Below are 26,095 nucleotides of genomic sequence, written 5' to 3' on the forward strand. Positions count from 1 at the left end.
TACTAAAAGAGGCGATAAGGAAGCTAAATGATATTCAACTTCTCTCCGCATAGATCGGCTTCACTATCAACTAGAGCAAGAATTTATGAATAATTAGAACTTAGAAAATTTTTTAGAACAATTTTCAAAATTAGTGTAAGATAAAACCTATTCCAAAAGACGACTATCATTCAGCTATTTCTCAAATTTAGGCTGTTATATACACTTGATATCCTGAAGCATAGCTAAATGCTTATTAACAGATGCAAGGGTATTAGCAGCAATCATCCCACTGGCGGCGACTGCTGGTAAACCAATACCGGGAAATGTCGAGTCTCCACAGCATATCAATCCTGCTAGAGGTGTGCCAGAGCCAGGAAACATACCAGAGCCAGTCGGAATTGCTGGGCCGTAGGAACCTTGATGACGGCGTAGAAAACGTTCGTGAGTTAGAGGTGTACCAATAAATGTGACTTCGCAACGAGAGCGAATATCTGGAATGATTCGCTGTAGCGCTTGCCACATTACTTCTGCACGCGATCGCTTTTGCTCGGCATATTCTTCCTTCCTTCTATCCATTCCCTGCCAGATAGCATACGGCTCATTACCAGGAGTATACACATGAATCACATGTTTACCTGGTGGTGCTAGGGATGGATCGAGAATTGAAGGAATTGATATGACTACAACATTCTGAGGTGCGCTTACGCCCAATTCCCAGTTATTAACGACGATGTAATGACACCGCAAATTTGACTGTAATCCTTGAGCATCAATGCCTAGATGTAGATGCATAAAGCTATCACACTCAGGCGTTGCCTGTCGTTTTGTGCGGTACTGTTTGGGTATTGCCTTTTCTGGTAATAGCTTCAGTGTGTCCCAAACCGAAGCATTAGAAATCACTGCCCTACTTGCCCGAATTTCTTGGCGATCGCGCAGACGCACACCTACGGCGCGATCGCCTTCTACTAGCACTTGCTCCACATGAGCGCCCAATATCAGCTTCCCTCCGTGACGCTCTAGCCCTTCTACAAGGGTGTCAACTAAAGCACCACTACCACCAATGGGATATTCCAGGACTGCATCTGGTCGATACCAATCAGCAAACATAAATGCTACCTCTGCGGCACTAGTACCATCTGCGGGCAGTCCAGAAAGCAGAAAACACAGCAAATTCAGCCAGTTTCGAGTAAATGGGTCTTTAACAACATCATTCATAATTCGGCTGAAGGGGCCTGTCAACTTGATGATATCTGTTAGATGTTTTACCAAAGATGGGGCAAAAGGAGCCACAGTTCTAGCTGCACCAAGATCAAAGCGTAATGCTGCTGGTGGTATGGAAATTGCTGCACTAGCGAATGGTTCCATAACGCGCTGGAGTTTCTGCCATTCAGTTACAGCATTATGACCACGGAATTTCATCAGTACTTCACAAAATTGTTCGGCACCAACTGATGTGTCAAAATCACCTTCTGGTAGACAACAACCCCAAGTATCGTAAGTTACACATGGTAGTTCAGAACCAATGGCATCTAGCACTTGTCGCAAAGGGTTGGCAGAGGGGCTGTAAGAAAGTCCAGAATAGAGGGAAGGGCCAGAGTCAAATTTGAAACCGTTGCGCTCAAAACTGTGGGCGGCACCACCAGGAATAGAGTGGCTTTCGCAGACTATTACATTAAAGCCATACCGTGCCAAAAGAGCAGCACAACTCAAACCGCCAATACCACTACCAATGACAATTATATCTGTGTTCTGCATCTCTCTATTTTATGTTTAATCAAGGCAATTTAAAGCTCGTTTGCGTTGTTGGGAAATGCTATAACTCACTACGAGCTTTGGTTTAAAGCCTTTCTACTTATCGAGACTCAGAAGGTTGTTGTAGGCGTAATAGGGTATTGTAAACTTGCCTCTTTAAAATATTATTATTTTGGAGTTCTATAGTAATTTTGTTGAACTGTTCAAATTTTAAACCATTATCTTCGACAATTTTTTGAGCGTGGGTACAGTAATTTACTGCTATATCTTGAGCCTTCTTTGGAAGACCATTGATGCTGTTAGGATCGTTACAAACAATTTTAGGAATTTCTCCATTGCCAATAAGTTTTTTAATTTCCCCAAAGGCATTTTGACGGGCTGGTTCCATTGCTAGCACGGCTTGAGCGTAGCTGTCAATTTCAGTATTATTAACGATTGGTTCTGGAGTTTGACCATAAGCTTTTGAACTGAATGAAAAAGCGTTAGAAATCACACCCACAGTAGCGATCGCACCGAAAAGGAATGATTGTGTAAGGATTCGCTTTCGGTTAGTTAGAGAAAATAAATCAGAAATTTTCTTCATATAGTTTGTGATCCAGAACTACATCAGGGATATTATAAGGACTTGGAATTATTTTCGGAGTTGGAAGTTCCGGCAACTGTTCAATACATCAAGTTTTTATATTTGATTGTCAATTTCCTCGGCATACTTGACAAAGTTCGATTATTTTAGTCTGGAGTGTTGATGTTTCTGATGCTCCTTGCTTGAGGTTCACTTCTAATTCTAGTAGTAAGGGCAAGCAAGAGATTAACTGTTGCACAGAAAGCAATCTGATTTCTTGCTGTAAGAAATAGAGCCGTTTGGGATTACCGATATCAGCAGCCTGAGCGATCGCTTGTTGATTGCGCTCACCACTTTCTATCATAATCTTCACCCATAGCCAGGTGCGAAATTGTCCAATCAGTGTGGCAACTATCCGTAATCCTGGCTCGGAAGCATTGCTTAAATCTGCTAAGGTTGTCAAAGCTTTAGCTGTATCTCCTGTTCTGATTGCTGCTGCTAATTGTAAGCTATTTTGAGTAGTATTTCTTACTAACTTTGTAATGGTATCTGTATCTAAAGGCTTATTACTACCTTGGGCATATAGCCGCAATTTCTCTAACTCATTGTAAAGAAGCCGTGTATCATTCCCTACGGATTCTGCCAACAGTTGGGCAGTATTGGCAGTTAGTTTAACACCCACAGTCTGGGCTGCTTGAGTAACAGATTGCACCAGTAATTCTGTTTTCCAAGGGGGAATCAGGGGAAATTCTCGAAATTCGGTCGCAAACTGTTTTAATAATTTCGTAGATTTGAGGCGTTCATCTGGCTTGTTGCGGCTGGTGAGCAATAAAAACGAGTTTTCGGGAATCACAGGTAGCGATCGCCCCAATTCTGCCAACACGTTCTCTGGACACTGCTGACACAAGGTTGTATTGATCAGCCATACCAAGCGCCCACCAGCCCCAAAAGTGGGCGTCATGACCTGATTTAGCCCCTGGATAGCAGCATCAGCTTGATCGGGGGAGAATGCAGTGTAATTAAAACTTGTCCATAGGGGATCGAGGACGCGATCGCGCAAAATAGCGATCGCCTTTTCCATCGCAAAATCATCTTCACCCCAGTAAACATACATTGGCATAGATCAACCTCTTACTAAATTGGGAATGGGGCACAAGAAGCAGAGGGGCGGGGTGCGGGGAGCAGAGGGGAAAACTCTTCTCCCTTGCTCTGTCCCCAATCCCCAGTCCCCAATCCCTAATACCCAATCCCCAGTCCCCAGTCCCCAATCCCCAATCCCCAAAACTAAATACTTTTAAAATCATTCTGTTAATTAAGGTAATTTTCCCTAAAATCTATCAAGTGAGAGCGTGAGGCAATGAAGATTGGACGACAACTATCAAACTTACTTAAATCGGTTAGCACGACTGACGCTGCCAGAAGCCTACAGATCCCAAGCCCAGCATATTCAGGAATCTTCTAAATTTCAGCCACATTCTGGGCTGAGACAAGCAGCGTCCTTTCCTGGCTATACCCTAATTACCCCGCCTGCGGCAGAAGAAGAATCACAAAACTCTGCTTTCTATGCCAAATTACAGACTTACCAACAGGAACTTTTACAGTTGCCTGTAAACCGTAATTTGATTGTACCTGTACCTGCTGCTAGCTTCCATCTGACTTTAGCGGATTTAATTTGGGACAATGCTTACCTTGACGCTTACGAAAAAAATCCCAAATTTGACGAGGAGTTACATTCTTGTTTGGCTGAAATTTTTCAGCAATATCAACAATTGATGACAAATAGGAGTCATCCAATTCAATGGCAAATGCTGGGACTGATACTGATGCCAAGAGCTATAGCCGTTTGTTTAGTACCTCAAGATGAACGCTGCTACGAGGAAATTATTAAATTTCGTCGAACAATTTATCAAAATCCCAAGTTAATCGCTTTGGGTATTGAGCAGCATTATCATTTTACAGCCCATGTTACATTAGCCTATTTTGGGGAGGTTTCATCTGACTTAGACCGTGCAAGCTTCAGCACAATGCTTTCTGAATTGAATGAACAATGGCTGTTTAATTTGCCAGAATTTTCGATCAATCGCGTCGAGTTGCGAAAGTTTGATAACATGACACGCTATTATCGTGAACCAGATTGGCCGATTTTAGATTTTTAAGTAATTAGTAGTCAGTAGTCAGTAGTTTCCACTCACTAACCACTGACTACTGATTATTAGTTATATTCATTATTTATATCTTCCTGAAAATGAAGCAATTGGGGTTAGCCGATTTAGAGTAAGCAGTTGTGAAGCGTTTTTGACCATAGTAAAGATTTGTAGCTAGACTTAAACTAATAAGATTAAATTAGAAAAACAACAGAGCTAGATAATGCAAATCACTGTTGAGGTATCTGAGGAGCTAGGACAGCAATTACAGCAGTTCCCAGACCGATTACAAGAGATAGTAGAACGCGGTCTCCAAGAGTTGTTAAGCGAACAGTCTGGCAATTTTCTCGATGAGAAGGAGATTATTGGGTTGTTGGCAAGTCAGCCTACACCAGAACAAATTTTGGCAATTCGACCCTCACCGGAATTCCAGACTCGTGTCAGTGATTTGCTAGCACAGAGTAAAGCAGGAGCACTTTTAGCGAAAGGTGAAGCTGAACTAGAACGCTATCTGACCATAGAACATCTTGTTCGTATGGCAAAAGCTCATGCATTTGAGCAATTACGCCAAAACCCATGACTTATGTATCAGCCCACTTGCGGAAACTCGTAATTGAACGAGCCAAGCAAAGGTGTGAGTACTGCTTATTTCCTCAGAGTGCTGCACTATTTAGCTTTGAGATGGAACATATTATTGCCGAAAAACATCGTGGCACTACTGAGGCAGACAATCTAGCTCTCGCCTGCCCATATTGTAATCGTGCAAAGGGTAATGATTTGGGGTCAATCGATCCTGAAACGGCGAAACTAACACCCTTTTTCAATCCAAGGACTCAAAAATGGACTGATCACTTTCAATTAAATGGGGCAGAAATCGCACCATTGACAGCAGTTGGGCGAGTAACTGTTGCAACTCTCCAATTTAATCAATCAGAGCGGTTAGAAGAACGGAAGAGGTTGGTTTCAGCAGGTCAGTATTCTTAGGATCACTAGCTATTTAATTGACTTGCGTAGACGCAAAGCGGCGAGTTAAAGTGCTAACTGGGTTAACAGCAGCGCAGAGAGCAACACTCTTGGCATTAAGGCATAGGAGGAGGTTAGGACTCTTCTCATTTAAATAAAAACTCCAGCCTAAAATTCTGGTTGTTGATAAAAGAGGTAAACAGCTTCTAAAAAAACATCAGGTGTAACAGTTTCTGGTAATTTTTCTAAATTAATAATAGCTACAACTTGCTCGGCTAACTTTAAAGATAATGAGGCTCTTGCTTTGAATGACATTGCATCACGTCGCTGCAAATACTCACGAATAACCGCAAAATCATCTGGCATCAATGGAGATAAATCGGCAATCTCTACTAACTGTTTATGGAGTGTCTTTGCCTGTTCTGAAATTGTCAATGTTGCAGATGCAGTGGGTGTTTGGGCTTGAATTACAATTGTGCCAGCAGCCAAATCACCTAAGCGCTTTTCGCGGCTACCCAACATAATTAAAAAAGCGCCAATAAATAAAGTTTCATCAAAGGGTCTTAGTAAGGCGCGTAGTGTTGCTTGTTGTAGCCCGATGAGTCTACCATCATCTCGAACTACGCGAATTTTAGCTACCCGTTTACCAGGAGTTTGCCCAAACCATAAGGTTTCAAAAAATACAAAGTAGCCGATGTAAATGGCAAAGGCAATCAAGCAGAAAATTGCGATTAACCAAATTCCTAAATTCTGAGCATTCGTAATTAAGCCTTCAAAAAAATTGTAGAGTTGCGTTGAAAAGACAGTCCAGGTAAGTAAAAATCCAAGCAAGGTTACAATCAAGATTGCATAATCAATCAGGAGTGCCAAAGCTCGATTACCGATTCCTGCTAAAGTAAATTCCAACTCTACACTTTCTGGAGTCTGGAATGTGATGCGATTAAAAAAGCGCATATTTTAACCAATTCAAAATTATATAGAGTTGGATTAAGATGTTGAGTTAACGAAAATCTTGCAAGGGAGGTTCTCGTAATTGCAAGCCTAGACCTTCACGCCGACTACGCAAGTCCAAGTATAAAACAGCTTTTAGTGATTGCCAGAATGGCATGACTAAAACTCCACCGATCAAGCTTCCAATCACAGAAATAAGATAGACAATCGAGTAAATAGCAGTACCACGCTCAAGCCTGATTAGGAATAAGCTAGGTATATAGTTTAATACAAACACCAACGGAAATGTCACGATAAAAGCAACTAAAACAACGCCCTGAATGCGAAATACTGAGGCTTTAGTTAAGTCCCAACTTCTGGCAACACTTTCGCCACCATTGATATTTTCCTCAACTGCTAAGGGCACTTCAGCTACTATCCAACGGGAGTAGAACCAGGTTAGTCCTAATAATATAATGCCTGCCGTTACAATTATTGCCAATGTGGTTATGACTATAACGCTTGAACTACCTAATATTCCTGCTAATACTACTCCGATCAAGCCAGCTACTACACCGCCCACGATCGCTAGTCCCAAATAAATTAGAGCCAAAGATACACCGACTTGGAAAGCAACTCTTAAAAATGACCAAAGACGTGGATTAATATGGCTGCTGGCAGTTTGGACACCTTCAGGTTGGTAAATCAATTCTCCAAAAGCCAAGCGTGAAATTAGTCCAGAAATGGCTGCATATTTTGCCCAACCATACACAGGAACTAAAACCCACAAGTGAGCGATCGCAGCCAGGTTAAGATAAGTCTTCAGATGAGAACGATACAACCGTACCGCAGCACTCACAACGTTACCGACACTCAGTGGTTGTATCTGGCCGGAAGATCCAAAGTTTTCAGACATAATGGTAAATTTCCCTTGAAACTACGGAGATGAATTTGAGGCTATCTTAAACTAAGTTAAATTCAGTGTTCCCAAAATTCATGAATATTCAACGTTGGATTGCACGACGAGAACCAAATTGGCAGCGTTTGGATGCGCTATTAAAGCAGATAGAAAAAAAAGGGTTAAAATCCTTACGAGCAGCAGAGATTAGAGAGTTAGCGAGTTTATATCGTTCAGTTGCGGCAGATTTGGCACGTGCCCGCACTCAGCAAATCGGCAATACTTTGATCCAAAGTTTACAATCTTTAACAACTCGTGCATATACGCAGATTTACCAAGGTTCCCGGCGACAGGAATGGCAGGCAATCCTAAAGTTTTACCGTTGGGGATTACCATCTGTAGTTCAGAAATCTTTTGTATACATTGCTGCGGCAACGGCGCTATTTTTACTAGGCGCACTAGTGGCTTGGTGGTATTCCTGGCAAAACCCCAGCTTTATGCCTTTGATTGTACCTGAAAGCTTGATTACCAAGGTGCGAGATGAGCATAAATTATGGATGGGTTCAATTGTTGGCGTTGAACCTCTGGCATCCAGTGGTATCATGATCAATAATCTGTCAGTGTCTTTTGGGGCTGTTGCTGGTGGCATGACGGCTGGAGCATACACAGCCTATTTGATGATATTTAATGGCTTATTAATTGGTGCTGTTGGTACTTTAGTTGGTCAAAATAATCTAGCTTATCCTTTTTGGGCTTTTGTGTTTCCGCATGGTTCCTTGGAATTACCCGCGATCTTTTTTGCTGGGGGTGCGGGATTTTTATTAGCAAGAGCAATTTTGTTTCCTGGTAAATATCGCCGTGGAGATGCACTGAAATTCTACGGTTCTCAGGCGGTGCAGCTAGTATTTGGGATTGTACCAATGTTGATTCTTGCTGGTGCGATCGAAGGCTTTTTTTCACCTAATCCCAGCATACCTGAGCCGATTAAATATCTGGCAGGAATAGGATTATTTATACTTTTAGTAATGTATTGTAGCCGCAAGCAAACATGAAATAATTTATAAGAATAATTCAGAACTCAGGAGTCAGAATTCAGAATTGAATTCTGTACGACTGGGTAATGAATATTGGTTTAAAACCTTGCCTGCAAGTGGCGCGAAAAAAATTAAAATATTCTTCCTAATCAAAACTCTATCCCTTTATGGGTAGAGTATTCACCAATTCAGAATTCAGAATTCAGAATTCTGACTCCTGTTTTATAGGATTACTATTTGATTTTTGAACAAAATGCAAAAAATTTGTAGGTTGGGTGGAGGCTTTGCTAAAGCCAACATCCTGATAAGCTAATGTACTTTTAATTTGCATAACTAGGGCGGGCAAGATGCCCACCCCACAAGAGTTTTAATTCCAGGTAATATGCAAGGTTATTTGTCCAACAGCTTATATGTTGGGTTGCGCTCCCCTCCACCCAACCTACGTCTTATGGACTTGGTAAACAGATAAATATCGGCATCGATGCTGGTAAACGACAATCTAAATCAGAATGATAATAGTTTTTTCTGAATTGCTGTCATACAAAGGGCAATGCGAGAATTGATATCTTTTTGCTCAACTTCATCGATACCCAATTTGACTTTGAGGTGTTGGATATGATTTTGAACAGCCCTGAGCGATATGTGAAGACGATGAGCGATCACTTGATATGTTAAGTATTCTTGACATAGGAGTTTGAGAATTTCCAACTCTTTCTCATTCAAGTTTAATTCTTGACGTAACTCTGTAGGTAGTTTCAATTCTCCATTCAGCGCACTTTCAACCCCCTCTAAAAAAGCTTTGCGCCGTTCCATTTTATTCACTATTACAAAACCGCCGTAGTGACGATTAATAGATTTAACAAGTTTGATCAGCCAACTGGGTTCACTGCTATAAATCAGGATATTTAGATTAGTCAATTCTGGAAAGTTAACTTTAACAGTGATTACAGAAATTCAGCCTCTACAAGAACCAGAATTAAACAGTGTTTGGATTGAACACCGAGAGGAAATTTACCGCTTTTTTCGCGAAGCACTAAATAATGTGATTCAACATGCCCAACCACCTCACGGTACTGCTACACAAGTGTGTATTAGTTTAGAGCAACAGGGAGTCAAATGTATTTTAGCGATCGCCAACAATGCCAACAATGCCTCAACTATCAAACCTACCGCCTGTGAGCGCCCAAAAGGTGGCTATGGCAGTAAGATGATGAGTGCGTAGACGCAAAGCGGCTTGTCGCAAGACATCGCCTCTGAACTTCCAGATGGTGCATGGGAAATGTCAGCTTTGCCTGATGGACAATTGCAAGTCACATTGAGTTGGCGTTTACCCTAAGTCGATCTGGCTAAATAAAAAAATAGTATGAGTTCGGCTAGTGTATGGTAAAACCAATAATCCAATCAGCAACTCAAATCTTATACGACGAAGATTATTATTTCTGGCTCAGGACAATTATCAATCAACTTCGTGCGGGGCAATTTTCTGCTGTAGATTTAGATAAGTTGTTAAAGTAGAAATTAATTGAAAGTAAGATTTAAACACATCTTAATTTTTTGTTTATCAATTTTTAAAGAAGCTTTAACCATAAAAAATGTAGCCTATTTAAGGCTGGAATTACAACAGGAAAAGATTCCTTGAATCAGAGGTAATATGATTTTTTCGACCGCTATCTTGAATCGTGTTGTTGCTACTTCAGTGGTGACAATTTCTATTGCAGTGAGTCCATTTTTTAGTGCGATCGCACAAGCTGAAACCTTAAACGGTGCAGGAGCAACTTTTCCGGCTCCTCTTTACGAACGTTATGCTCGTGAAGTCAAGAAGAAATATCCAGACTTAAAAATTAACTACCAAGCAATTGGTAGTGGCGGTGGTATTCGTCAAGTTATCGCTGGAACCGTTGACTTTGGTGCTAGTGATGCTGCAATGAAAGATGATGAAATCGCTCAAGTCAAGAATGGTGCAATCCTAGTACCTACAGCAGGCGGTGCTGTTTCTGTTGTTTACAATCTTCCAGGCGTTAATAGTCTCAAATTATCCCGCGCTACACTACCAGCAATTTATTCAGGTCAAATTACCAAATGGAATGATGCAAAAATTAAAGCTGATAATCCGGGTGTGAATCTACCAGATCAAACAATTAAATTTGCTGTTCGCGCTGATGGTAGCGGTACAACTTTTATTTTCACTAACCACTTGAGTGCAACCAGTGGTTATTTTAAAGGCAGAGTTGGAGCTAACACTGCTCCAAAATGGAATCTACCAAACGTTCTCAAAGGTAAAGGTAATCCAGGCGTAGCTGCTATAGTAGCTCGGACTCCTGGTTCTATTGGTTATGTAGAATATAGCTACGCTGTCCAAAATAATCTGAAATCAGCACTGATACAAAATAAAAAAGGAGAATTTGTTGCTCCTTCTTTAGAATCTGCAAATGCGGCTTTATCAACTGTGAATTTTCCAGATAATTACCGCGTTTTCGTAGGAGATCCAGGACAAGGTTATCCTATCGTAGGACTCACCTGGATTATTGTTTACAAACAGTATGCTAATGCTTCTAAAGCTGATGCTATTAAAAAATGGATTAATTGGGTATTGAAAGACGGTCAACAATATAACGATGACCTCAATTACACCAAAATTCCATCTGATGTGGTAAATCGGGTACTTCAGACAGTGAATAGCACTGTCAAATCTTAATTTTTAACCTTACTGCTTTACCTCACCAGCAGCAATCCTAAATTGTTTGTGAATATCTTCTATTTCTCTCTACAAGACGCTACGCGAATGCATACTTAGCAGTTTGTTTTCGTTATTTTTTGTTCACAACCTAGTGGCCTGTCCCATTAATTTTGCTGGGCTGCTAGATCCCCGACTTCTTTAAGAAGTCGGGGATCTGAACACCACTAACCTCTCAAAACTTTTAGGACAGACTACTAGTGAACTCCAAGAAATAAATTATCCAATATTGTGGGGTGGGCATCTTGCCCGCCCAGTCATAAGGCGGGCGAGACGCCCACCCCACAAGAGTTAATTGGATATTTTGTTATTTGGAAGTCCCCTATCTGGGATTGCTCTATTAGAGTGAGTTTTGAACTCACTCTAATAGTAAGAAAAAATCTATTTTATTCATTTGTAATGGCAAATTCATCAGAACCAGCCGACAGAAATTCATCAGATGATTCAAATCTAGATGATGAAAGTTTTAATCTCACAGCTATCGGCGGCACAAATTTCTGGTTTGACCAAAGTTTTACATGGCTAGTATACTTTTTTGCCGTGATTACCGTTGCAGTGCTATTTTTGATGAGTTGGGTAATTTTACATGAAGCTCTACCAGCTATTCAGCACTTTGGACTAGGGTTTTTGTGGGGGCAAGATTGGGATACAGGTAATAAGATTTTTGGGGCATTACCCTATATTTATGGAACTTTGGTAAGTAGTGCGATCGCAATTTTATTTGCTGTCCCAATTGGAATAGCAGTAGCCTTAGTCACGAGTGAAAATTTCTTACCTCAATCGCTCCGAACCACCCTAGCATTTGTTGTTGAATTAATTGCAGCAATTCCTAGTGTAATTATTGGTTTGTGGGCAATTTTTGTTTTTATTCCAGTTATTGAACCTCTCCAAAAATGGCTAGCTAGTACTTTTAAATGGATACCACTCTTTAACACCGAAGATCCTTCAGGGACTAATATGTTAACTGCTGGAATTATTCTGGCCATCATGATTTTGCCGACAATGGCAGCAATTACTCGTGATGTTTTAATGGCTATCCCTAAAGAATTACGTAGTGCATCTATGGCTTTAGGTGGCACTCGTTGGGAAACAATTTTTCGAGTCTTGCTACCAGCTGGATTTTCTGGAATGGTGAGTGCAGCCATGCTTGCCTTAGGACGTGCTTTGGGTGAAACAATGGCTGTCACTATGGTGATTGGCAACTCTGCTCAAATCAGTGCTTCTCTACTCAATCCAGCTTATACAATTCCCTCTGTATTAGCTAATGAATTTGCCGAAGCGGAACCAGGACTGCATATAGGCGCTTTAAGCTATTTAGCATTGATTTTGTTTGGGTTGACTCTAGCTGTAAATATTGGTGCTGTACTTTTAGTTAAGTGGGTTGGCAGGAAAAATAACTAATACTAGTTATTTTTAAGATTTCCACAAATATCAATGTAGCAAGACATTTATCAATCAGAAATTGAAAAAACATGAGTGGTTATATCCAGTCAGAAAATGATGAATCTTTAGCGAAAGAATTATGCAGCCCTCTGCCAACGGAACGAGTTATATTTACTTATGCAATGAATGCGATCGCCTTTGGTTTGACAGGTCTAGCACTCATTCCTTTATTATCAATTTTGTGGGAAATTCTCATCAGAGGAATATCTGGACTGAAATCAGATATGTTTGTCAAAGCAGTGATTGACAATGGCTTTGGTAATGCCATTCTGGGAACCATAATTATGGTAGTAATTGGTGCTATTTTAAGCATTCCCACAGGAATTATGACAGGAATTTTCTTGGCAGAATTTGGTCAAGGTAATCCCATCGCTGGATTTGTTCGTTTTATCACTAATATACTGACAGGTGTGCCTTCAATAGTTGTCGGCGTATTCGCTTATGGTGTAATAGTTTTAGTAACTAAAGGATTTAGTGCGATCGCAGGTGGTTTTGCTTTAGCCGTAATTATGCTACCTGTAATTATACTGACAACAGAAGAATCCTTAAAACTTATTCCCACATCTCAACGCCTCGCCTCCGCTGCTTTGGGCGGAACTCGCTTCCAAACTACTTTTCGCATCATTGTGACTGCTGCAATTCCCGGAATTACTACAGGTATTCTATTAGCTGTAGCTCGTGCTGCTGGGGAAACAGCGCCCTTAATTTTTACGGCTTTATTTAGTCTAGATTGGTCAGAAGGATTGTTAAGTCCAACAGCTTCTTTACCAGTATTGATTTTTAATCTCTACAACGACCCCGACCCGCAAAAAGGTCAATTAGTATGGACTACTTCTATAGTTCTACTCAGCTTAATTTTATGTGTAAGTATTCTTTCTCGCTTAGTTATTAGACAGAGAAGACTAAATTGAAGAAGAATTCAGAATTCAGAAGTCAGAATTCAGAATTCAGGAGTCAGAATAAATTTTTGTTTTTGTTTCGCACCTTGGGAAAGCATGAGTAACCTAATTCCAGCCATCAAAGTTAAAAATATTAGCTTTTACTATGGCACTATAAAAGCAATCGAAAAGGTATCAATAGATATTTATCAAAATCAAGTAACCGCAATTATTGGCCCTAGTGGTTGTGGTAAATCTACCTTCATCAAAATTCTTAATCGGATTAGCGAATTAGAAGGTCCCGTAAAAGTTGAAGGAAATGTAGAATTTTTTGGTCAGAATATTTATGCTCCTCGTGTCAACATCAATCGCTTACGCCGCCAAATTGGTATGGTGTTCCAAAAACCAAATCCTTTTCCGATAAGTATTTATGAAAATGTTGCCTACGGGATGAGAATAGCAGGTAGATATTCAAAATTAGAATTAGATGAAATTGTCGAATCTGCACTTCACAGTGCTGCTCTTTGGAATGAAGTCAAAGATAAGCTGGATAAATCAGCTTTAGGGCTTTCTGGTGGTCAACAACAAAGATTATGTATTGCCCGTGCTTTAGCAGTCAAACCGAAAGTTCTACTGATGGATGAGCCTTGTTCGGCTCTTGACCCCATTGCTACGATGAAAGTTGAAGAACTGCTCCATAGTTTACAATCTGAGTTGACAATTGCGATCGTTACCCATAATATGCAGCAAGCCGCCCGCGTCTCTGATTTTACGGCTTTCTTCAGCACCGATGAAAGTCGCATTGGTCAAATGGTTGAATTTGGCCCTACAGAGCAAATCTTTAACAACCCACTAGACCCCCGCACCCGCGACTATATTTCAGGGCGTTTCGGTTAAAATATGGCTTAACACGGTTAGAGAGACGCGATAAATCGCCGTCTCTACAAGAGACATCTCCGAAAATGAATGTAGAGACGTAGCAGTGCTACGTCTCTACAAGGGTTTTGGATAACGCATATTTAATTTCTGGAGACGTCTAAGGAATTCATCTATTAAATATAATGGGTGAACTCATTCTTAAATTTTCTTCCTTTGCGCTCTTCTCTGACGAGACGCTGCGCGTAGCTTGCGAGTATGCGTCCTACTCTACGGGAAGCCGCTCTGCGTCTATGCGGTTCGTTCTCTTAACCCTCAAAATTAATGGGACAGACCACTAGTGTATGGTAAAACCAATAATCCAATCAGCAACTCAAACCTTATACGACGAAGATTATTATCTCTGGCTCAGGACAACTATCAATCAACTTCGCGCGGGGCAATTTTCATCTGTAGATTTAGATAATTTGTTAGAAGAATTAGAAACTATGGGTAGAAGGGAGAAGCGAACAATTGAAAGTTTATTAATTAAGCTTCTTGAATATCTACTAAAACTCAAGTGTTGGGATAAAGAACGAGAACGCAATCAAGGACATTGGAAAGGAGAAGTCAGGACTTTTCGCAGAGAAATTAAAAAATCTCTTAAAGATAGTCCTAGCTTAAATAATTCGTAATTCGTAATTCGTAATTCGTAATTAAGTTTTGTGAAAGCGTTGCGGTAGCGAGTCTGCGATAGCGTAGCGTTAGCGAGTACTCGAGCGTCGCGTCCGGGGATTTAGACCCCGACCCAAAACTTGCCGGTTATTGAACCGGGGAATTTAAACCCACGGTACTCGGTTAAAACCTTACATTTTAGAAATATTTGATGCATGTTATCAAGATGCAAGGACAGAAGCTAGCGATGCCTACGGCGGTAAACTACGCTCTCAACTTACCATTGACATATTCCCCCTTATACCCATTGGCTCTTTAGAACAAATCTTAGATGAAAACTGGTTTCCTGAATATAACCACAATCATCACGGTAAACCCGATTAAAATGAACGCAACTGGGGTTTCCATAGGAGTATGCAGCCGTGCAGCCGGACTTAATAGGCTTGGAAATTAGCAAGGGGGAACTGAGACGTTTAACTGGGTTCGATCCAGAAGACGTTTTTCGCCCCTCGGTTCTGCGAGATAACAAGAAGCGATTAGGGTTTTTGATCAATGAAATCCTGGTGACGCTGGCGCTAACGCCAATAATTGTTGGGTTTATTTATGCGTTTATTATTCTGCCAACAATTGGTTCTTCAATTAAATTCGGAATTCTTTTACTAATTTTAGTGCCAATGCCGATATTAGTGGGGCGATGGCTGTGGCGACAATTAACCTGTCCTGAAGGACTGACAATACTTTTAGATGAAGTTGATAAATATCATGACCTGGTTACTGCCATCGATATTAATGACCAATTGGCAGCATCAGGAAACGCCGAAAGCAGTATCCATGACCGAGATAAAGTCACCGCCGCCTTGCAACTAATTAGAGAAGATTTAGTCCGCGCTCTGAAAACGGAACGAATTTTGCGAGATAATAAAAAATTGCTTGCTAATAACCAAGAGTTGTTTGTGAATAATTTAGCCAGTCTGCAAGCTTTGCAAGTTAGTAGTCAAGCAGGCGAATATGCTCAACTGCTAAATCAATCATTGCAAATTGCGATCGATGTGCAAGCAGAAATCAGAAAATTGCAGAAAGGCTAAGTAGAGATTACCTCTGTAGATGAATTTCCGAGAAAACGATCGCCCCATTGACTTAAATGAGCAACAAACCCAAAATCATTGTTCTGGATGATGACCCTACAGGTTCTCAAACAGTCCATAGCTGCTTGCTGCTAATGCACTGGGATGTGGACACTTTACGTAGCGGGTTACAGGATGATTCGCCGATTTTCTTTGTGCTGACAAATACTAGATCGCTAACGCCAGAGTCAGCTGCATCTGTCACCAAAGAAGTTTGCCAGAACCTAAAAATCGCTTTGAATGCTGAAGGAATTGACGATTTTCTCATTGTCAGCCGTTCTGATTCTACTTTGCGGGGACATTACCCGATTGAAACTGATGCGATCGCACAAGAACTCGGCCCTTTTGATGCTCATTTTCTCGTACCTGCATTTTTTGAGGGCGGACGTATCACTCGTGATAGTGTGCATTACTTGATTCTTGACGATGTAACCACCCCAGTCCATGAAACCGAATTTGCCCGTGATTCCGTCTTCAGCTACCATCACAGTTACTTACCCAAGTACGTTGAAGAAAAGACTCAAGGACGAATTAGTGCCGAAGCTGTAGAAAGGTTTCTCCTAGCTGATATTCGTGCTGGTAGTTTGGAACGATTGTTACAACTTCATGGTAATCAGTGCGCTGTTGTCGATGGTGAAACTCAAGCCGATCTCAACCACTTTGCAGTAGATATATTAGCAGCAGCTAGTCAAGGTAAACGCTTTTTATTTCGCAGTGCAGCCAGTATTTTAACGGCTTTAGCTGCTTTACCACCCCAACCGATTGCCGCCGAAAACATGGCGCAGTACGTGCGCCAAGGCAAACCAGGTGCGGTGATTGTTGGTTCCCATGTGAAAAAGACTACTCAGCAATTAGAGGCGCTGTTGCAATTAGAAGGAACGGTGGGAATCGAAGTCAATGTAGCGCGATTACTTAATGATGCCAATCAATCTGCGGCATTGCTAACTGAAATTCAAGAAAGTACACGGGTAGCACACGAAGCTGGCAAAACACCAGTGGTTTATACTAGCCGTCAGGAACTAAATTTTAAAGATGTCAAGACACGATTGGAGTTTGGAGAAAAAGTTTCAGGTCTATTGATGGATATTGTGCGTGGTTTACCATCTGATATAGGATTCTTAATCAGCAAGGGTGGCATTACTTCAAACGATGTCTTGAGTACTGGACTAGCTTTAACTTCAGCCCGTTTACTCGGTCAAATTTTAGCTGGTTGTTCAATGGTGTTAACGTCATCCGATCATCCCCAATTTCCTAATTTACCTGTGGTGCTGTTTCCAGGTAATGTCGGCGATGCTGAGGCGTTGGCGACAGTTTATCAGAGATTGACCTTGCCGATTTGAGATTTTAGATTAAATAATCTTTTGGTTCACACCAAACTAACATCTTGCTACGCAATAAAAATCCAAAATCCAAAATCTGTGTATACTTTGTCTTTTGGCTAGTACTCCATGACTTCTGATTCTGCCATTCCCAATCTCAAGTCAAATTCTGCACTTCCTAATGCAGAAGCAAACTCTATCCTTTCTGAGGCAGAGAGAAATCCTACTGTTTCTGATGTAGAGTCAGATTCTATCCTGCCGGATGCTGAGTTAAAATCTGTCCTCCTTTATTTAAAATCAAATACTGTACCTGAGGATGTAGAGTCAAATCCTTCTGAACCAGATGTAGAGTCAAATCCTTCTGAACCGGATGTAGAGTCAAATCCTGATGCGGCATCAGATTTTATCCTTACTGATTTAAATCCCAATGAGTTAGCATTACCAGGGCATCGCGTAAATGAGAATACTCAAGTCCAGTTAAAGAGTAAGGAGGGACGACTGTTATTAATTTTGCCCCCAGAATCTCAAGCATCTGCCTCAGAACTCACTTGGTCTGATATTTGGCAACAAATCAGGCAACGCCTGAGTGCAGGCGATCGCTTTCGTATATCTAATACACCTGTGCATTTAATGGCACAAGACCGCCTAGTAGATGCCAGACAACTCCAAGAACTTGCCGAAGCTTTGAGTGAAGTCCAACTGCGACTCATATCTGTCTCGACGAGTCGTCGGCAAACTGCGATCGCTGCCGTGACATCTGGGTATTCTGTAGAACAATTACAGCCCGTAACTTCCCTGAGTTCAGAACCAGTAGCTACAGCCATCCCCCAAGAAGATGCCCTTTATCTAGAAATGACAGTCCGCTCTGGAGTAGAAATTCGTCATCCTGGGACAGTAATTATCTTGGGAGATTTAAACCCAGGTGGTATTGTAATTGCAGATGGAGATATTATTATCTGGGGTCGCCTACGTGGAATTGCTCATGCTGGGGCTGGAGGCAATAGTGAGTGTCTGATTATGGCCTTGCAAATGGAACCAACCCAACTGCGGATTGCAGATGCCGTCGCAAGGGCACCAGAAAAACCGCCAATGCAGTTTTCTCCAGAGGTGGCACATATTACGCCCCAAGGAATTCGCATCGCTAGGGCTACTGATTTTTCTAGAAATCAATTCACCAAGAGCAATCAAGAACCATAAATATTTACTTAAAGAATGAAGTATATAAGTAAGGATGAAATAAAACAAATATTCATGCCTCACCCTCATCAGGGAGAACAGATATTTCTTCATACTTGATACGATACTTCATACTTTATACTGCAATTTACTGTTTTATATTTCCTGAACCCTCATTGACCGCATTTCTATCATGACTCGCATTATTGTGATTACCTCCGGCAAAGGAGGAGTGGGTAAAACCACAGTTTCAGCAAATTTGGGCATGGCTTTAGCCAAAATGGGGCGTCAAGTTGCCTTGGTTGATGCAGATTTTGGTCTGAGAAATTTGGATTTGCTGTTAGGGCTGGAAAACCGCATTGTTTATACTGCGGTGGAAGTCTTAGCCAGAGAGTGCCGCCTAGAACAAGCCTTGGTGAAAGATAAGCGCCAACCCAATCTTGTACTCTTGCCGGCAGCCCAAAATCGCTCCAAAGATGCAGTCACACCTGAACAGATGAAGTTATTGGTGAATGCACTAGCGCAAAAATATCAGTATGTAATTATTGATAGCCCTGCCGGCATTGAAAATGGGTTTAAAAATGCGATCGGCCCGGCAAAAGAAGCGCTAGTTGTCAGCACACCAGAAATTTCTTCAGTTCGTGATGCCGATCGGGTAGTGGGGTTACTAGAAGCACAAGGTATCAAGCGTGTTCATTTAATAATTAACCGCATCAGACCCGCAATGGTGCAGGCAAATGATATGATGTCAGTGCAAGATGTTCAGGAACTTCTCGCCATTCCCCTGATCGGGGTAATCCCTGACGACGAGCGTGTTATTGTATCTACCAATCGCGGCGAACCCTTAGTTTTAGCGGAAAATCCCTCTTTAGCTGCCACAGCCTTTGAGAACATTGCTCGTAGATTAGAGGGGGAAAGTGTCGAATTTCTGGAGATTGACCCATCCCAAGACAGCATCTTCGCCCGTCTACGAAGGTTGTTGTGGACAAAGATTGTTTAACTTACTTTTCTAGTCTCCGCCCCAGACCTATTCGTAATGATTGAACTTCTAGAAAAACTTTTTTCTCGTGGCGCTGATAGCAGTCGAACCCAAGTTAAACGTCGCCTGCAATTGGTGATTGCTCACGATCGCGCTGACTTAGATCCTCAAACGTTGGAAAAAATGCGAAAAGAAATCCTAGATGTCGTCTGTCGCTATGTCGAAATTGAGACAGAGGGCTTGGAGTTCTCCTTAGAAAGCAACCAACGAACCACAGCTTTAATTGCCAATTTACCCATCCGTCGGGTGAAAGGTGCCATACCTGAGTGGGAAAGAGGTGATAAGCCGTAGGGGTAATTCTTAACAATTCAAAATTCAAAATTCAAAATTAAAGACATTTCAGCCGGGGATTTAATTGAAATTGTATATCTAATAGGACTTACACAGTGATGATCGGTCATTGCGATCGAAACGCAGTGTAGAGAAGCAATCTCGTCTTTGCCCTTTTTTATTTGGAAGTCCCTTAGCTACACAATCAGTGGTGGGTTCCAAGAAAATCGGCGGAATTTCCGCCGATTTAGTCATTGGTCATTGATTCTTAGTCATTGGTACTAATAACTTCGATTTCCCTACGGCTTTTTATGAAACCGAGCAAACGCGCAGCATGTCGCCATACAGGCGATGTTTTTGTAGTTGTGGGATGAGTTCAGTCCCCAGTGATTGCTGTCTTATGCATGAAATACGAAATCGATTTCATGAATCGACTCCTAATGGATTGAGGTAATCTTTGCGGATACTTATAAAAATAGAAAATTCTTAATGTAATAAAAATCATGATTCGATTCAAATGTATTTCCCATTGCTCAATTAATGGGAGTGTTTTAGCATAATCCTTAAACAACTGTTGGATTCGCGTTTGACTTGTTCCATCTATAGAATCATCAAAAGTTTTCGTTCCTGGATAATATCTAAAATTCCCCCAAAGTTCATTAAAATATTTCACATGAGCTACTTTAACTGCTTTCAGTAAGAAATCTATATCCATTACATAATGCTCTTCAACTTTGTAAACTCCAATTTTTTGATGCAATGATTTGTGGTAGAAGTAAGCCGATGGATTAACCGGAAAAGTAACATCAATCATGCCATCATTATTAATTTGCTTTTCCATCAATAAATCAACTGGTCGTAGTCGCTTAGGCTTATTAATCTGAATTAAGTTGTTTCGATGATCCCACATATTACAATTACCAACAATCAAGCTAGGTTCTGGTAGATTTGTAAAGAGTTCTGAAATGCGGCTAAGAACATTTGGCTCATAGAAATCATCAACATTTAAAATGCCTATAATCGCTCCTTGCGCCATAGCAATTCCTTTATTCATCGCATCTGATTGTCCCTGGTCTTTTTCAGAAATCCAGCGAATGTGAGGATGTTGATTGGCGTAATATTTGATAATATCTATTGTTGTGTCAGTTGAGCCGCCATCAACAATGATATGCTCGACTTCCGCAAAATTTTGGTTAATGACAACTTGAAGGCAGGATTCTATAAATTTCTCACCGTTATAAACTGGTGTAATTATACTAATCATTAGTTATCAATGGGGAATGGGGACTGGGGACTGGGGACTGGGGACTGGGGACTGGGAAAGAGTTTTCCCAATTCCTTTGATGAACATAATTTACGGCAATACAGTTCAGTTAAGGGCTACTGGCAACAATTTTGGGTTTTCGAGACGCGATAAATCGCCGTCTCTATAAGTGTTTTGGTCTTATGTGAACTGTATTGTAATTTAGGGTTCCCACTTTTCCCCTAAAATAATTCAAAAACCCGATCTCTGTGAGAAAACGGGTTTTTGTATGTGATTTGTGAGGTTTAATTATCCAGTGAACACCTCAACTGGTAAACGGCTAAACGACAACCTTTCATTCTGCACATCTACAAAGATGGTGTTACCGTCGTTGAATTCGCCGCGCAATATGGATTTGGCAATTTGCGTTTCTAACTCTCGCTGAATCGCCCGCTTCAGTGGACGCGCCCCATATACTGGGTCATATCCTACTTCTGCTAAAAAGTCAAGTGCAGCATCCGAGAGTTTCAGGGATATTTTGCGATCGCCCAGTCTTTGGCGCAATCTTTCCACTTGCAATAGCACAATTTGTCGCAATTCCTTCTTATCTAAACCGTGGAAAATGATGATTTCGTCAATCCGGTTCAGGAACTCTGGACGGAAGCTATTTCGCATTGCTTCCATGACTCGACGCTGCATTTCGTCGTAGTGGGCGTTATCCCCGGCGACATCAAGAATGTACTGCGAACCGATGTTGCTGGTCATGATGATAATAGCGTTCTTAAAGTCCACCTTATGACCTTGGGCATCAGTAACGCGACCATCATCGAGAATTTGCAAGAAGATATTAAAGACATCCGGGTGTGCTTTCTCGATTTCGTCGAAAAGAATTACTGAGTAAGGACGGCGGCGAATTGCTTCCGTAAGTTGTCCGCCTTCTTCATAACCCACGTATCCTGGAGGCGCACCGATTAAGCGAGAAACGGCGTGTTTCTCCATGTACTCTGACATATCGATTCGCACCAACGCATCTTCACTATCGAACATATACGCCGCTAGCGCTTTCGCCAACTCAGTTTTACCCACACCCGTAGGCCCAAGGAAAATAAAGCTAGCGATGGGACGATTGGGATCGGCTAATCCAGCGCGCGATCGCTGAATTGCATCCGCGACAGCTGTGACTGCTTCTTCTTGGCCAATGACGCGGTGGTGCAGTTCATCTTCTAAGTTTAGCAATTTCTCTTTCTCAGATTCCACCAACTTGCTGATCGGAATCCCTGTCCATTTAGAAATAATTTCGGCAATATCTGCTTCGGTGACTTCTTCCCGTAATAGTGATTTACCACTTCTTTGAGTGCTTGCCAATTCCGCTTCTACTGCTTCTAATTGACGATGCAAACTGGTTAAATTGCCGTATTTCAACTCAGCAGCGCGGTTAAGGTCATAGTCGCGTTCTGCTTGCTGAATCTCTAAGTTGACTCGTTCAATCTCTTTTTTCACAGACTGAATTTTGTCAATAATATCTTTTTCAGATTGCCATTGAGTATTTAGGGTTCTTTGTTCTTCTTTGAGATCGGCAATTTCCTTTTCCAATTTTTCTAGACGTTCACGAGAAGCTGCATCACTTTCTTTTTTGAGTGATAACTTCTCCATTTCTAATTGCAGAATCTTACGATCAATTTCGTCGAGTTCTTCTGGTTTGGAGGTAATCTCCATTTTTAATCTCGCGGCGGCTTCATCTACCAAGTCGATGGCTTTATCAGGGAGGAAGCGATCGCTAATATATCGACTCGACAATACGGCGGCGGCAACTAAAGCACTGTCAGAAATCTTTACCCCGTGGTGGTTTTCATAACGTTCTCTCAACCCGCGCAGAATTGAAATACTATCTTCTACACTGGGCTGATCGACATAAACCTGTTGGAAGCGTCTTTCTAATGCCGCATCTTTTTCGATATGTTTGCGGTATTCATCCAGGGTTGTCGCCCCAATACAGCGCAATTCGCCCCGCGCCAACATTGGTTTTAATAAGTTACTAGCATCCATCGCGCCTTGGGTTGCACCAGCCCCAACAACGGTGTGAATTTCATCAATAAATAAAATAATCTTGCCGGCAGATTCAGTAACTTCTTTTAATACTGCTTTCAGACGTTCTTCAAACTCACCCCGGAATTTTGCCCCTGCAATCAAAGCACCCATATCTAAAGCAATTAACTTGCAGTCTTTGAGAGATTGAGGTACATCACCGGCGATAATCCTCTGTGCTAATCCTTCAGCGATCGCAGTTTTACCAACACCTGGTTCGCCAATTAGCACAGGATTATTCTTGGTGCGGCGAGAGAGAATTTGCACCGTCCGACGAATCTCATCATCTCGCCCAATCACTGGGTCAAGTTGACCTTTCCGGGCGGCTTCTGTGAGGTCACGTCCGTATTTTTCCAGTGCTTCGTACTTGCCTTCTGGATTTTGGTCGGTCACTTTTTGGCTCCCCCGAATTTGTTTAATAATATTTTTGAGCTTACCTTCGTCTAAACCGAATTCTTGGAATAAAGCTTTGCCAAAGCGGTCATCTTTAGGGTAAGCCAGCAATAAGTGTTCAATTGAAATATATTCATCTTGAAACTCTTTGCGATATCCATCGGCTCGATCTAGAAGTGTATCCAAACTGCGCCCTAAGTATACTGAGGTACTATTACCTGATACTTTTGGCTGACGTTGCAAAAATTGTTCAGTGCGATCGCGCAGTTTTTGAAGATTAACACCCGCCTTGGTGAGAATTCCAGTTGCTAGACCATCTTGTTCTAGCAACGCCTTCATCAGGTGTTCGCTTTCAATTTGCTGTTGTTGATATTGTTTAACAATATCGGGGGTATGGGCGATCGCTTCCCAGGCTTTTTCTGTAAATTGGTTAGGATTAGTAGGTTGCATAGGCTTTTTCAGGAACGTAGAGGCGCAGTAGCTTATCAGAGGCTACTACCAGAACACCAAGTCAAGAAAATCTCTGTTCTCACATAGATATTGTAAGAACAGGAGAGCGATCGCCTAGATCGGTGTTCACGTCTTGTAAAAGTCGTATTTTCCCCTAGTTCCCATTTCCTATGTGCAATTCTCAATTATTGTACTTAAACCTGCATCAAATCGAAATGATCGTTTAGGGGCTTGGCAGTATTCACAACGATGGTTGGCTCATTGTGCGAAATCGCCGCGTAATAGCGATTCACAAACTCTCTACAGTTACTTTAATATAGAATAGATTGAATCGATTGATAGCAATGGATTAGAGTGTTTAATCGGTAGTGTTTCCGTCTGACAAACAAGTTCACCACCGATACTACTTTTACAAATGGATAATTCTATTTTATCCAAAGACAACTCACGGGATTCGAGATAATATAAGATTGCTTCTCTGCATGAGTAAATATCTACGCAGATTCACAGAAAGCAGCTAACCTATTTTAAAAACAATGGGGAGCATCCACTTTTGGCGGATCGCCCTCAGACTAGAAGTCTGGGGCTATACAAACCGGCACCCGCCTGCGCGGGTTTCAGAGAGTCCGCGTAGGCGGACTTCATTTGTGTAGCCGCGATTTCCAATCGCCCGGTGTTTCTTCCAAAAGTAGATGCTCCCAAACAATGGAATATCCCCTTCATATCCTTCATCCCACCACTCCCAATTTTTAAATTATGAGTTTGAGTCTGTGCATGATTGTGAAAAACGAAGCAGCAACACTACCTAAATGCCTGAACAGTGTCAGAAAAGTAGTGGATGAAATGGTAGTATTGGATACAGGCTCAATTGATCGCACTCCCTATATTGCTCAACAACTCGGTGCAAAATTGCATCATTTTAAATGGTGTAATGACTTCAGTGCTGCCCGCAATGCCGCTTTAAAATATGTGAGTGGTGATTGGATTTTAGTATTAGATGCCGATGAAACTCTAACACCAGGAATTGTACCGCAGTTACAAGAGGCGATCGCTAGAGATGAATATCTGCTAATCAACCTCGTCCGCCAGGAAGTTGGTGCAGAACAATCTCCCTATTCTCTGGTTTCCAGGCTATTCCGCAATCATCCAGATATTCGTTTTGACCGTCCTTACCATGCCTTAGTGGATGATAGTGTGTCAGCAATTTTAACCAAAGAACCCCATTGGCAAGTAGGTTATTTACCAGGGGTGGCACTTTTACACACAGGATATCAAAAAAATGCGATCGCTCAAAATAACAAATATGCCAAAGCCGCGACGGCAATGGAAGGGTTTCTTGCGACTCATCCTGATGACCCTTATGTTTGCAGTAAATTAGGGGCATTGTATGTGGAAACTGGGAAAATTACCCAAGGTATGGATTTACTTCGGCGAGGAATCACCGTTGTTGAAGAAAACTACGATATTTTATATGAACTCCACTATCATTTAGGCATTGCCTACAGCCGATTACAAAAATTTCCACAAGCTATTTCTCATTATCAAGCTGCCATCAAATTGCCAATTTACCCCATGCTCAAATTAGGAGCATACAACAACTTGGGTAACTTACTCAAAGCAGCAGGAGATTTTAACGGTGCGAAAACTGCTTACGCCACAGCTTTGAAAATTGACCCGACTTTTGTTTTTGGGCATTATAATCTGGCGATGACATTTAAAGCTTTGGGTTTATTTATAGATGCGATCGCCTATTATCAAAATGCAATCGAGTTAAATCCTAACTATGCCGAAGCCTACCAAAATTTAGGAGTAGTATTGCTGAAAGTTGGCAATCATCAAGATAGTTTAACAGCTTTTAGAAAAGCGATCGCTCTTCATGAAAGGTATAATCCTGAAGAAGCTAAGAGGCTACGGCAAGGGTTACAGGAGATGGAATTGATGTAGATGTGAGTACACCCGTAGGGGCAGGGCAGTGCCCATTGGTGTCAACTTAAGCTGGAAATAGCTTATCTGTTGGCTTCCATGCCCGCCAGGGAATAATTGAAGAAGAATTCTGACTCCTGAATTCTGTTCGATAAATGAGTAATGAGTAATGAGTAATAACTAATACTCATTACTCATTATTTATTACTTATTACTTCAAAAA

General features: G+C 41.5%; 24 protein-coding genes and 3 pseudogenes. 18 read left to right on the forward strand and 9 right to left on the reverse strand.

All coding sequences use genetic code 11. From position 1 onward, the window contains the following. Nucleotides 1-195: 195 nt before the first annotated feature. The 3 genes from V7K76_RS11605 to holA all read right to left on the reverse strand — a co-directional run bounded on the left by V7K76_RS11605 (nt 196) and on the right by holA (nt 3,416). Nucleotides 196-1,737 (reverse strand): phytoene desaturase family protein, encoded by a 1,542-nt coding sequence (locus tag V7K76_RS11605; RefSeq protein ID WP_335029787.1) that lies wholly within the window; start codon nt 1,735-1,737, stop codon nt 196-198. Between the two features lie 97 nt (nt 1,738-1,834). After that, nucleotides 1,835-2,317, reverse strand: a complete 483-nt coding sequence (locus tag V7K76_RS11610; protein ID WP_334774921.1) for a DUF4168 domain-containing protein — start codon at nt 2,315-2,317, stop codon at nt 1,835-1,837. Nucleotides 2,318-2,426: 109 nt separating this feature from the next. Beyond that, entirely contained in the window at nt 2,427-3,416 is a 990-nt protein-coding gene (holA, locus tag V7K76_RS11615; RefSeq protein ID WP_334774922.1) for a DNA polymerase III subunit delta, read from the reverse strand. 244 nt (nt 3,417-3,660) lie between these two features. On the opposite strand from holA, the gene V7K76_RS11620 reads away from it, so the two are divergent. From V7K76_RS11620 to V7K76_RS11630, 3 genes are all read left to right on the forward strand, one after another. Continuing rightward, nucleotides 3,661-4,452 (forward strand): DUF1868 domain-containing protein, encoded by a 792-nt coding sequence (locus V7K76_RS11620; protein ID WP_334774923.1) that lies wholly within the window; start codon nt 3,661-3,663, stop codon nt 4,450-4,452. Nucleotides 4,453-4,663: 211 nt separating this feature from the next. Further along, nucleotides 4,664-5,020, forward strand: coding sequence for a hypothetical protein (locus tag V7K76_RS11625; protein WP_334774924.1), 357 nt, complete (start codon nt 4,664-4,666; stop codon nt 5,018-5,020). After that, nucleotides 5,017-5,424, forward strand: coding sequence for an HNH endonuclease (locus V7K76_RS11630; protein WP_334774925.1), 408 nt, complete (start codon nt 5,017-5,019; stop codon nt 5,422-5,424). Before V7K76_RS11625 ends, V7K76_RS11630 begins: the two co-directional genes overlap by 4 nt. Nucleotides 5,425-5,571: 147 nt before the next feature. Here V7K76_RS11630 and V7K76_RS11635 read toward each other — a convergent pair whose 3' ends face one another. Together V7K76_RS11635 and V7K76_RS11640 are read right to left on the reverse strand one after the other, a co-directional pair. Beyond that, the gene (locus V7K76_RS11635) at nt 5,572-6,357 is read right to left on the reverse strand and encodes an RDD family protein (RefSeq protein ID WP_334774926.1); all 786 of its coding nucleotides are present in this window, start codon (nt 6,355-6,357) and stop codon (nt 5,572-5,574) included. A gap of 46 nt (nt 6,358-6,403) precedes the next feature. Continuing rightward, on the reverse strand, nt 6,404-7,249 hold the full coding sequence (locus tag V7K76_RS11640) for a hypothetical protein (protein ID WP_334774927.1): 846 nt from the start codon (nt 7,247-7,249) through the stop codon (nt 6,404-6,406). 80 nt (nt 7,250-7,329) lie between these two features. On the opposite strand from V7K76_RS11640, the gene V7K76_RS11645 reads away from it, so the two are divergent. Further along, nucleotides 7,330-8,283, forward strand: a complete 954-nt coding sequence (locus V7K76_RS11645) for a stage II sporulation protein M (protein WP_334774928.1) — start codon at nt 7,330-7,332, stop codon at nt 8,281-8,283. Between the two features lie 486 nt (nt 8,284-8,769). Here V7K76_RS11645 and V7K76_RS11650 read toward each other — a convergent pair whose 3' ends face one another. Beyond that, on the reverse strand, nt 8,770-9,183 hold the full coding sequence (locus V7K76_RS11650) for a LuxR C-terminal-related transcriptional regulator (protein WP_334774929.1): 414 nt from the start codon (nt 9,181-9,183) through the stop codon (nt 8,770-8,772). A 22-nt stretch (nt 9,184-9,205) separates the two neighbouring features. On the opposite strand from V7K76_RS11650, the gene V7K76_RS11655 reads away from it, so the two are divergent. The 13 genes and pseudogenes from V7K76_RS11655 (at nt 9,206) to minE (ending at nt 19,799) form a co-directional block, all read left to right on the forward strand. Next, nucleotides 9,206-9,487, forward strand: a complete 282-nt coding sequence (locus V7K76_RS11655; protein WP_334774930.1) for a hypothetical protein — start codon at nt 9,206-9,208, stop codon at nt 9,485-9,487. Nucleotides 9,488-9,645: 158 nt separating this feature from the next. After that, nucleotides 9,646-9,777 (forward strand): annotated as a pseudogene (locus V7K76_RS11660) (DUF29 family protein); the annotation flags it as partial. Nucleotides 9,778-9,916: 139 nt separating this feature from the next. After that, the gene (pstS, locus tag V7K76_RS11665) at nt 9,917-10,960 is read left to right on the forward strand and encodes a phosphate ABC transporter substrate-binding protein PstS (RefSeq protein WP_334774931.1); all 1,044 of its coding nucleotides are present in this window, start codon (nt 9,917-9,919) and stop codon (nt 10,958-10,960) included. A gap of 438 nt (nt 10,961-11,398) precedes the next feature. Next, the gene (gene pstC, locus V7K76_RS11670) at nt 11,399-12,400 is read left to right on the forward strand and encodes a phosphate ABC transporter permease subunit PstC (protein WP_334774932.1); all 1,002 of its coding nucleotides are present in this window, start codon (nt 11,399-11,401) and stop codon (nt 12,398-12,400) included. 71 nt (nt 12,401-12,471) lie between these two features. Next, a complete protein-coding gene (pstA, locus tag V7K76_RS11675; protein ID WP_334774933.1) occupies nt 12,472-13,353 on the forward strand; it encodes a phosphate ABC transporter permease PstA in 882 nt (293 codons plus the stop codon). Nucleotides 13,354-13,437: 84 nt separating this feature from the next. After that, on the forward strand, nt 13,438-14,217 hold the full coding sequence (pstB, locus tag V7K76_RS11680; protein WP_334774934.1) for a phosphate ABC transporter ATP-binding protein PstB: 780 nt from the start codon (nt 13,438-13,440) through the stop codon (nt 14,215-14,217). A gap of 323 nt (nt 14,218-14,540) precedes the next feature. Beyond that, nucleotides 14,541-14,858: pseudogene (locus V7K76_RS11685) on the forward strand (DUF29 domain-containing protein); the annotation flags it as partial. Between the two features lie 181 nt (nt 14,859-15,039). Then, a pseudogene (locus V7K76_RS11690) lies at nt 15,040-15,234 on the forward strand (DUF29 family protein); the annotation flags it as partial. Nucleotides 15,235-15,272: 38 nt separating this feature from the next. After that, on the forward strand, nt 15,273-15,935 hold the full coding sequence (locus V7K76_RS11695) for a hypothetical protein (protein WP_334774935.1): 663 nt from the start codon (nt 15,273-15,275) through the stop codon (nt 15,933-15,935). A 56-nt stretch (nt 15,936-15,991) separates the two neighbouring features. Continuing rightward, nucleotides 15,992-17,314, forward strand: coding sequence for a four-carbon acid sugar kinase family protein (locus V7K76_RS11700; RefSeq protein WP_334774936.1), 1,323 nt, complete (start codon nt 15,992-15,994; stop codon nt 17,312-17,314). Nucleotides 17,315-17,422: 108 nt separating this feature from the next. Then, a complete protein-coding gene (gene minC / locus V7K76_RS11705; RefSeq protein WP_334774937.1) occupies nt 17,423-18,490 on the forward strand; it encodes a septum site-determining protein MinC in 1,068 nt (355 codons plus the stop codon). A gap of 172 nt (nt 18,491-18,662) precedes the next feature. Continuing rightward, nucleotides 18,663-19,469, forward strand: a complete 807-nt coding sequence (gene minD / locus V7K76_RS11710; protein WP_179067073.1) for a septum site-determining protein MinD — start codon at nt 18,663-18,665, stop codon at nt 19,467-19,469. A gap of 36 nt (nt 19,470-19,505) precedes the next feature. Then, the gene (gene minE, locus V7K76_RS11715; RefSeq protein WP_334774938.1) at nt 19,506-19,799 is read left to right on the forward strand and encodes a cell division topological specificity factor MinE; all 294 of its coding nucleotides are present in this window, start codon (nt 19,506-19,508) and stop codon (nt 19,797-19,799) included. Nucleotides 19,800-19,877: 78 nt separating this feature from the next. Here minE and V7K76_RS11720 read toward each other — a convergent pair whose 3' ends face one another. The 3 genes from V7K76_RS11720 to clpB form a co-directional block, all read right to left on the reverse strand. Further along, nucleotides 19,878-20,033, reverse strand: coding sequence for a hypothetical protein (locus V7K76_RS11720; protein WP_334774939.1), 156 nt, complete (start codon nt 20,031-20,033; stop codon nt 19,878-19,880). Nucleotides 20,034-20,154: 121 nt separating this feature from the next. Then, nucleotides 20,155-21,042: a glycosyltransferase family 2 protein gene (locus V7K76_RS11725; RefSeq protein ID WP_334774940.1), complete on the reverse strand. Its 888-nt coding sequence runs from the start codon at nt 21,040-21,042 to the stop codon at nt 20,155-20,157. Between the two features lie 288 nt (nt 21,043-21,330). Next, the gene (gene clpB, locus V7K76_RS11730; protein ID WP_334774942.1) at nt 21,331-23,949 is read right to left on the reverse strand and encodes an ATP-dependent chaperone ClpB; all 2,619 of its coding nucleotides are present in this window, start codon (nt 23,947-23,949) and stop codon (nt 21,331-21,333) included. Between the two features lie 756 nt (nt 23,950-24,705). On the opposite strand from clpB, the gene V7K76_RS11735 reads away from it, so the two are divergent. Continuing rightward, nucleotides 24,706-25,893, forward strand: a complete 1,188-nt coding sequence (locus V7K76_RS11735) for a tetratricopeptide repeat protein (RefSeq protein ID WP_334774943.1) — start codon at nt 24,706-24,708, stop codon at nt 25,891-25,893. The last annotated feature ends 202 nt before the right edge of the window (nt 25,894-26,095 follow it).

The organism is Nostoc sp., from assembly GCF_036917975.1.
Taxonomy (GTDB): Bacteria; Cyanobacteriota; Cyanobacteriia; order Cyanobacteriales; family Nostocaceae; genus Nostoc.

Bases quoted from the DNA above. Each gene is read 5' to 3' on its own strand.
- V7K76_RS11605 (WP_335029787.1), bottom strand. From the start codon at position 1,737: ATGCAGAACACAGATATAATTGTCATTGGTAGTGGTATTGGCGGTTTG.
- V7K76_RS11610 (WP_334774921.1), bottom strand. From the start codon at position 2,317: ATGAAGAAAATTTCTGATTTATTTTCTCTAACTAACCGAAAGCGAATC.
- holA (WP_334774922.1), bottom strand. From the start codon at position 3,416: ATGCCAATGTATGTTTACTGGGGTGAAGATGATTTTGCGATGGAAAAG.
- V7K76_RS11625 (WP_334774924.1), top strand. From the start codon at position 4,664: ATGCAAATCACTGTTGAGGTATCTGAGGAGCTAGGACAGCAATTACAG.
- V7K76_RS11630 (WP_334774925.1), top strand. From the start codon at position 5,017: ATGACTTATGTATCAGCCCACTTGCGGAAACTCGTAATTGAACGAGCC.
- V7K76_RS11635 (WP_334774926.1), bottom strand. From the start codon at position 6,357: ATGCGCTTTTTTAATCGCATCACATTCCAGACTCCAGAAAGTGTAGAG.
- V7K76_RS11640 (WP_334774927.1), bottom strand. From the start codon at position 7,249: ATGTCTGAAAACTTTGGATCTTCCGGCCAGATACAACCACTGAGTGTC.
- V7K76_RS11645 (WP_334774928.1), top strand. From the start codon at position 7,330: ATGAATATTCAACGTTGGATTGCACGACGAGAACCAAATTGGCAGCGT.
- pstS (WP_334774931.1), top strand. From the start codon at position 9,917: ATGATTTTTTCGACCGCTATCTTGAATCGTGTTGTTGCTACTTCAGTG.
- pstC (WP_334774932.1), top strand. From the start codon at position 11,399: ATGGCAAATTCATCAGAACCAGCCGACAGAAATTCATCAGATGATTCA.
- pstA (WP_334774933.1), top strand. From the start codon at position 12,472: ATGAGTGGTTATATCCAGTCAGAAAATGATGAATCTTTAGCGAAAGAA.
- pstB (WP_334774934.1), top strand. From the start codon at position 13,438: ATGAGTAACCTAATTCCAGCCATCAAAGTTAAAAATATTAGCTTTTAC.
- V7K76_RS11700 (WP_334774936.1), top strand. From the start codon at position 15,992: ATGAGCAACAAACCCAAAATCATTGTTCTGGATGATGACCCTACAGGT.
- minC (WP_334774937.1), top strand. From the start codon at position 17,423: ATGACTTCTGATTCTGCCATTCCCAATCTCAAGTCAAATTCTGCACTT.
- minD (WP_179067073.1), top strand. From the start codon at position 18,663: ATGACTCGCATTATTGTGATTACCTCCGGCAAAGGAGGAGTGGGTAAA.
- minE (WP_334774938.1), top strand. From the start codon at position 19,506: ATGATTGAACTTCTAGAAAAACTTTTTTCTCGTGGCGCTGATAGCAGT.
- V7K76_RS11720 (WP_334774939.1), bottom strand. From the start codon at position 20,033: ATGACTAAATCGGCGGAAATTCCGCCGATTTTCTTGGAACCCACCACT.
- V7K76_RS11725 (WP_334774940.1), bottom strand. From the start codon at position 21,042: ATGATTAGTATAATTACACCAGTTTATAACGGTGAGAAATTTATAGAA.
- clpB (WP_334774942.1), bottom strand. From the start codon at position 23,949: ATGCAACCTACTAATCCTAACCAATTTACAGAAAAAGCCTGGGAAGCG.
- V7K76_RS11735 (WP_334774943.1), top strand. From the start codon at position 24,706: ATGAGTTTGAGTCTGTGCATGATTGTGAAAAACGAAGCAGCAACACTA.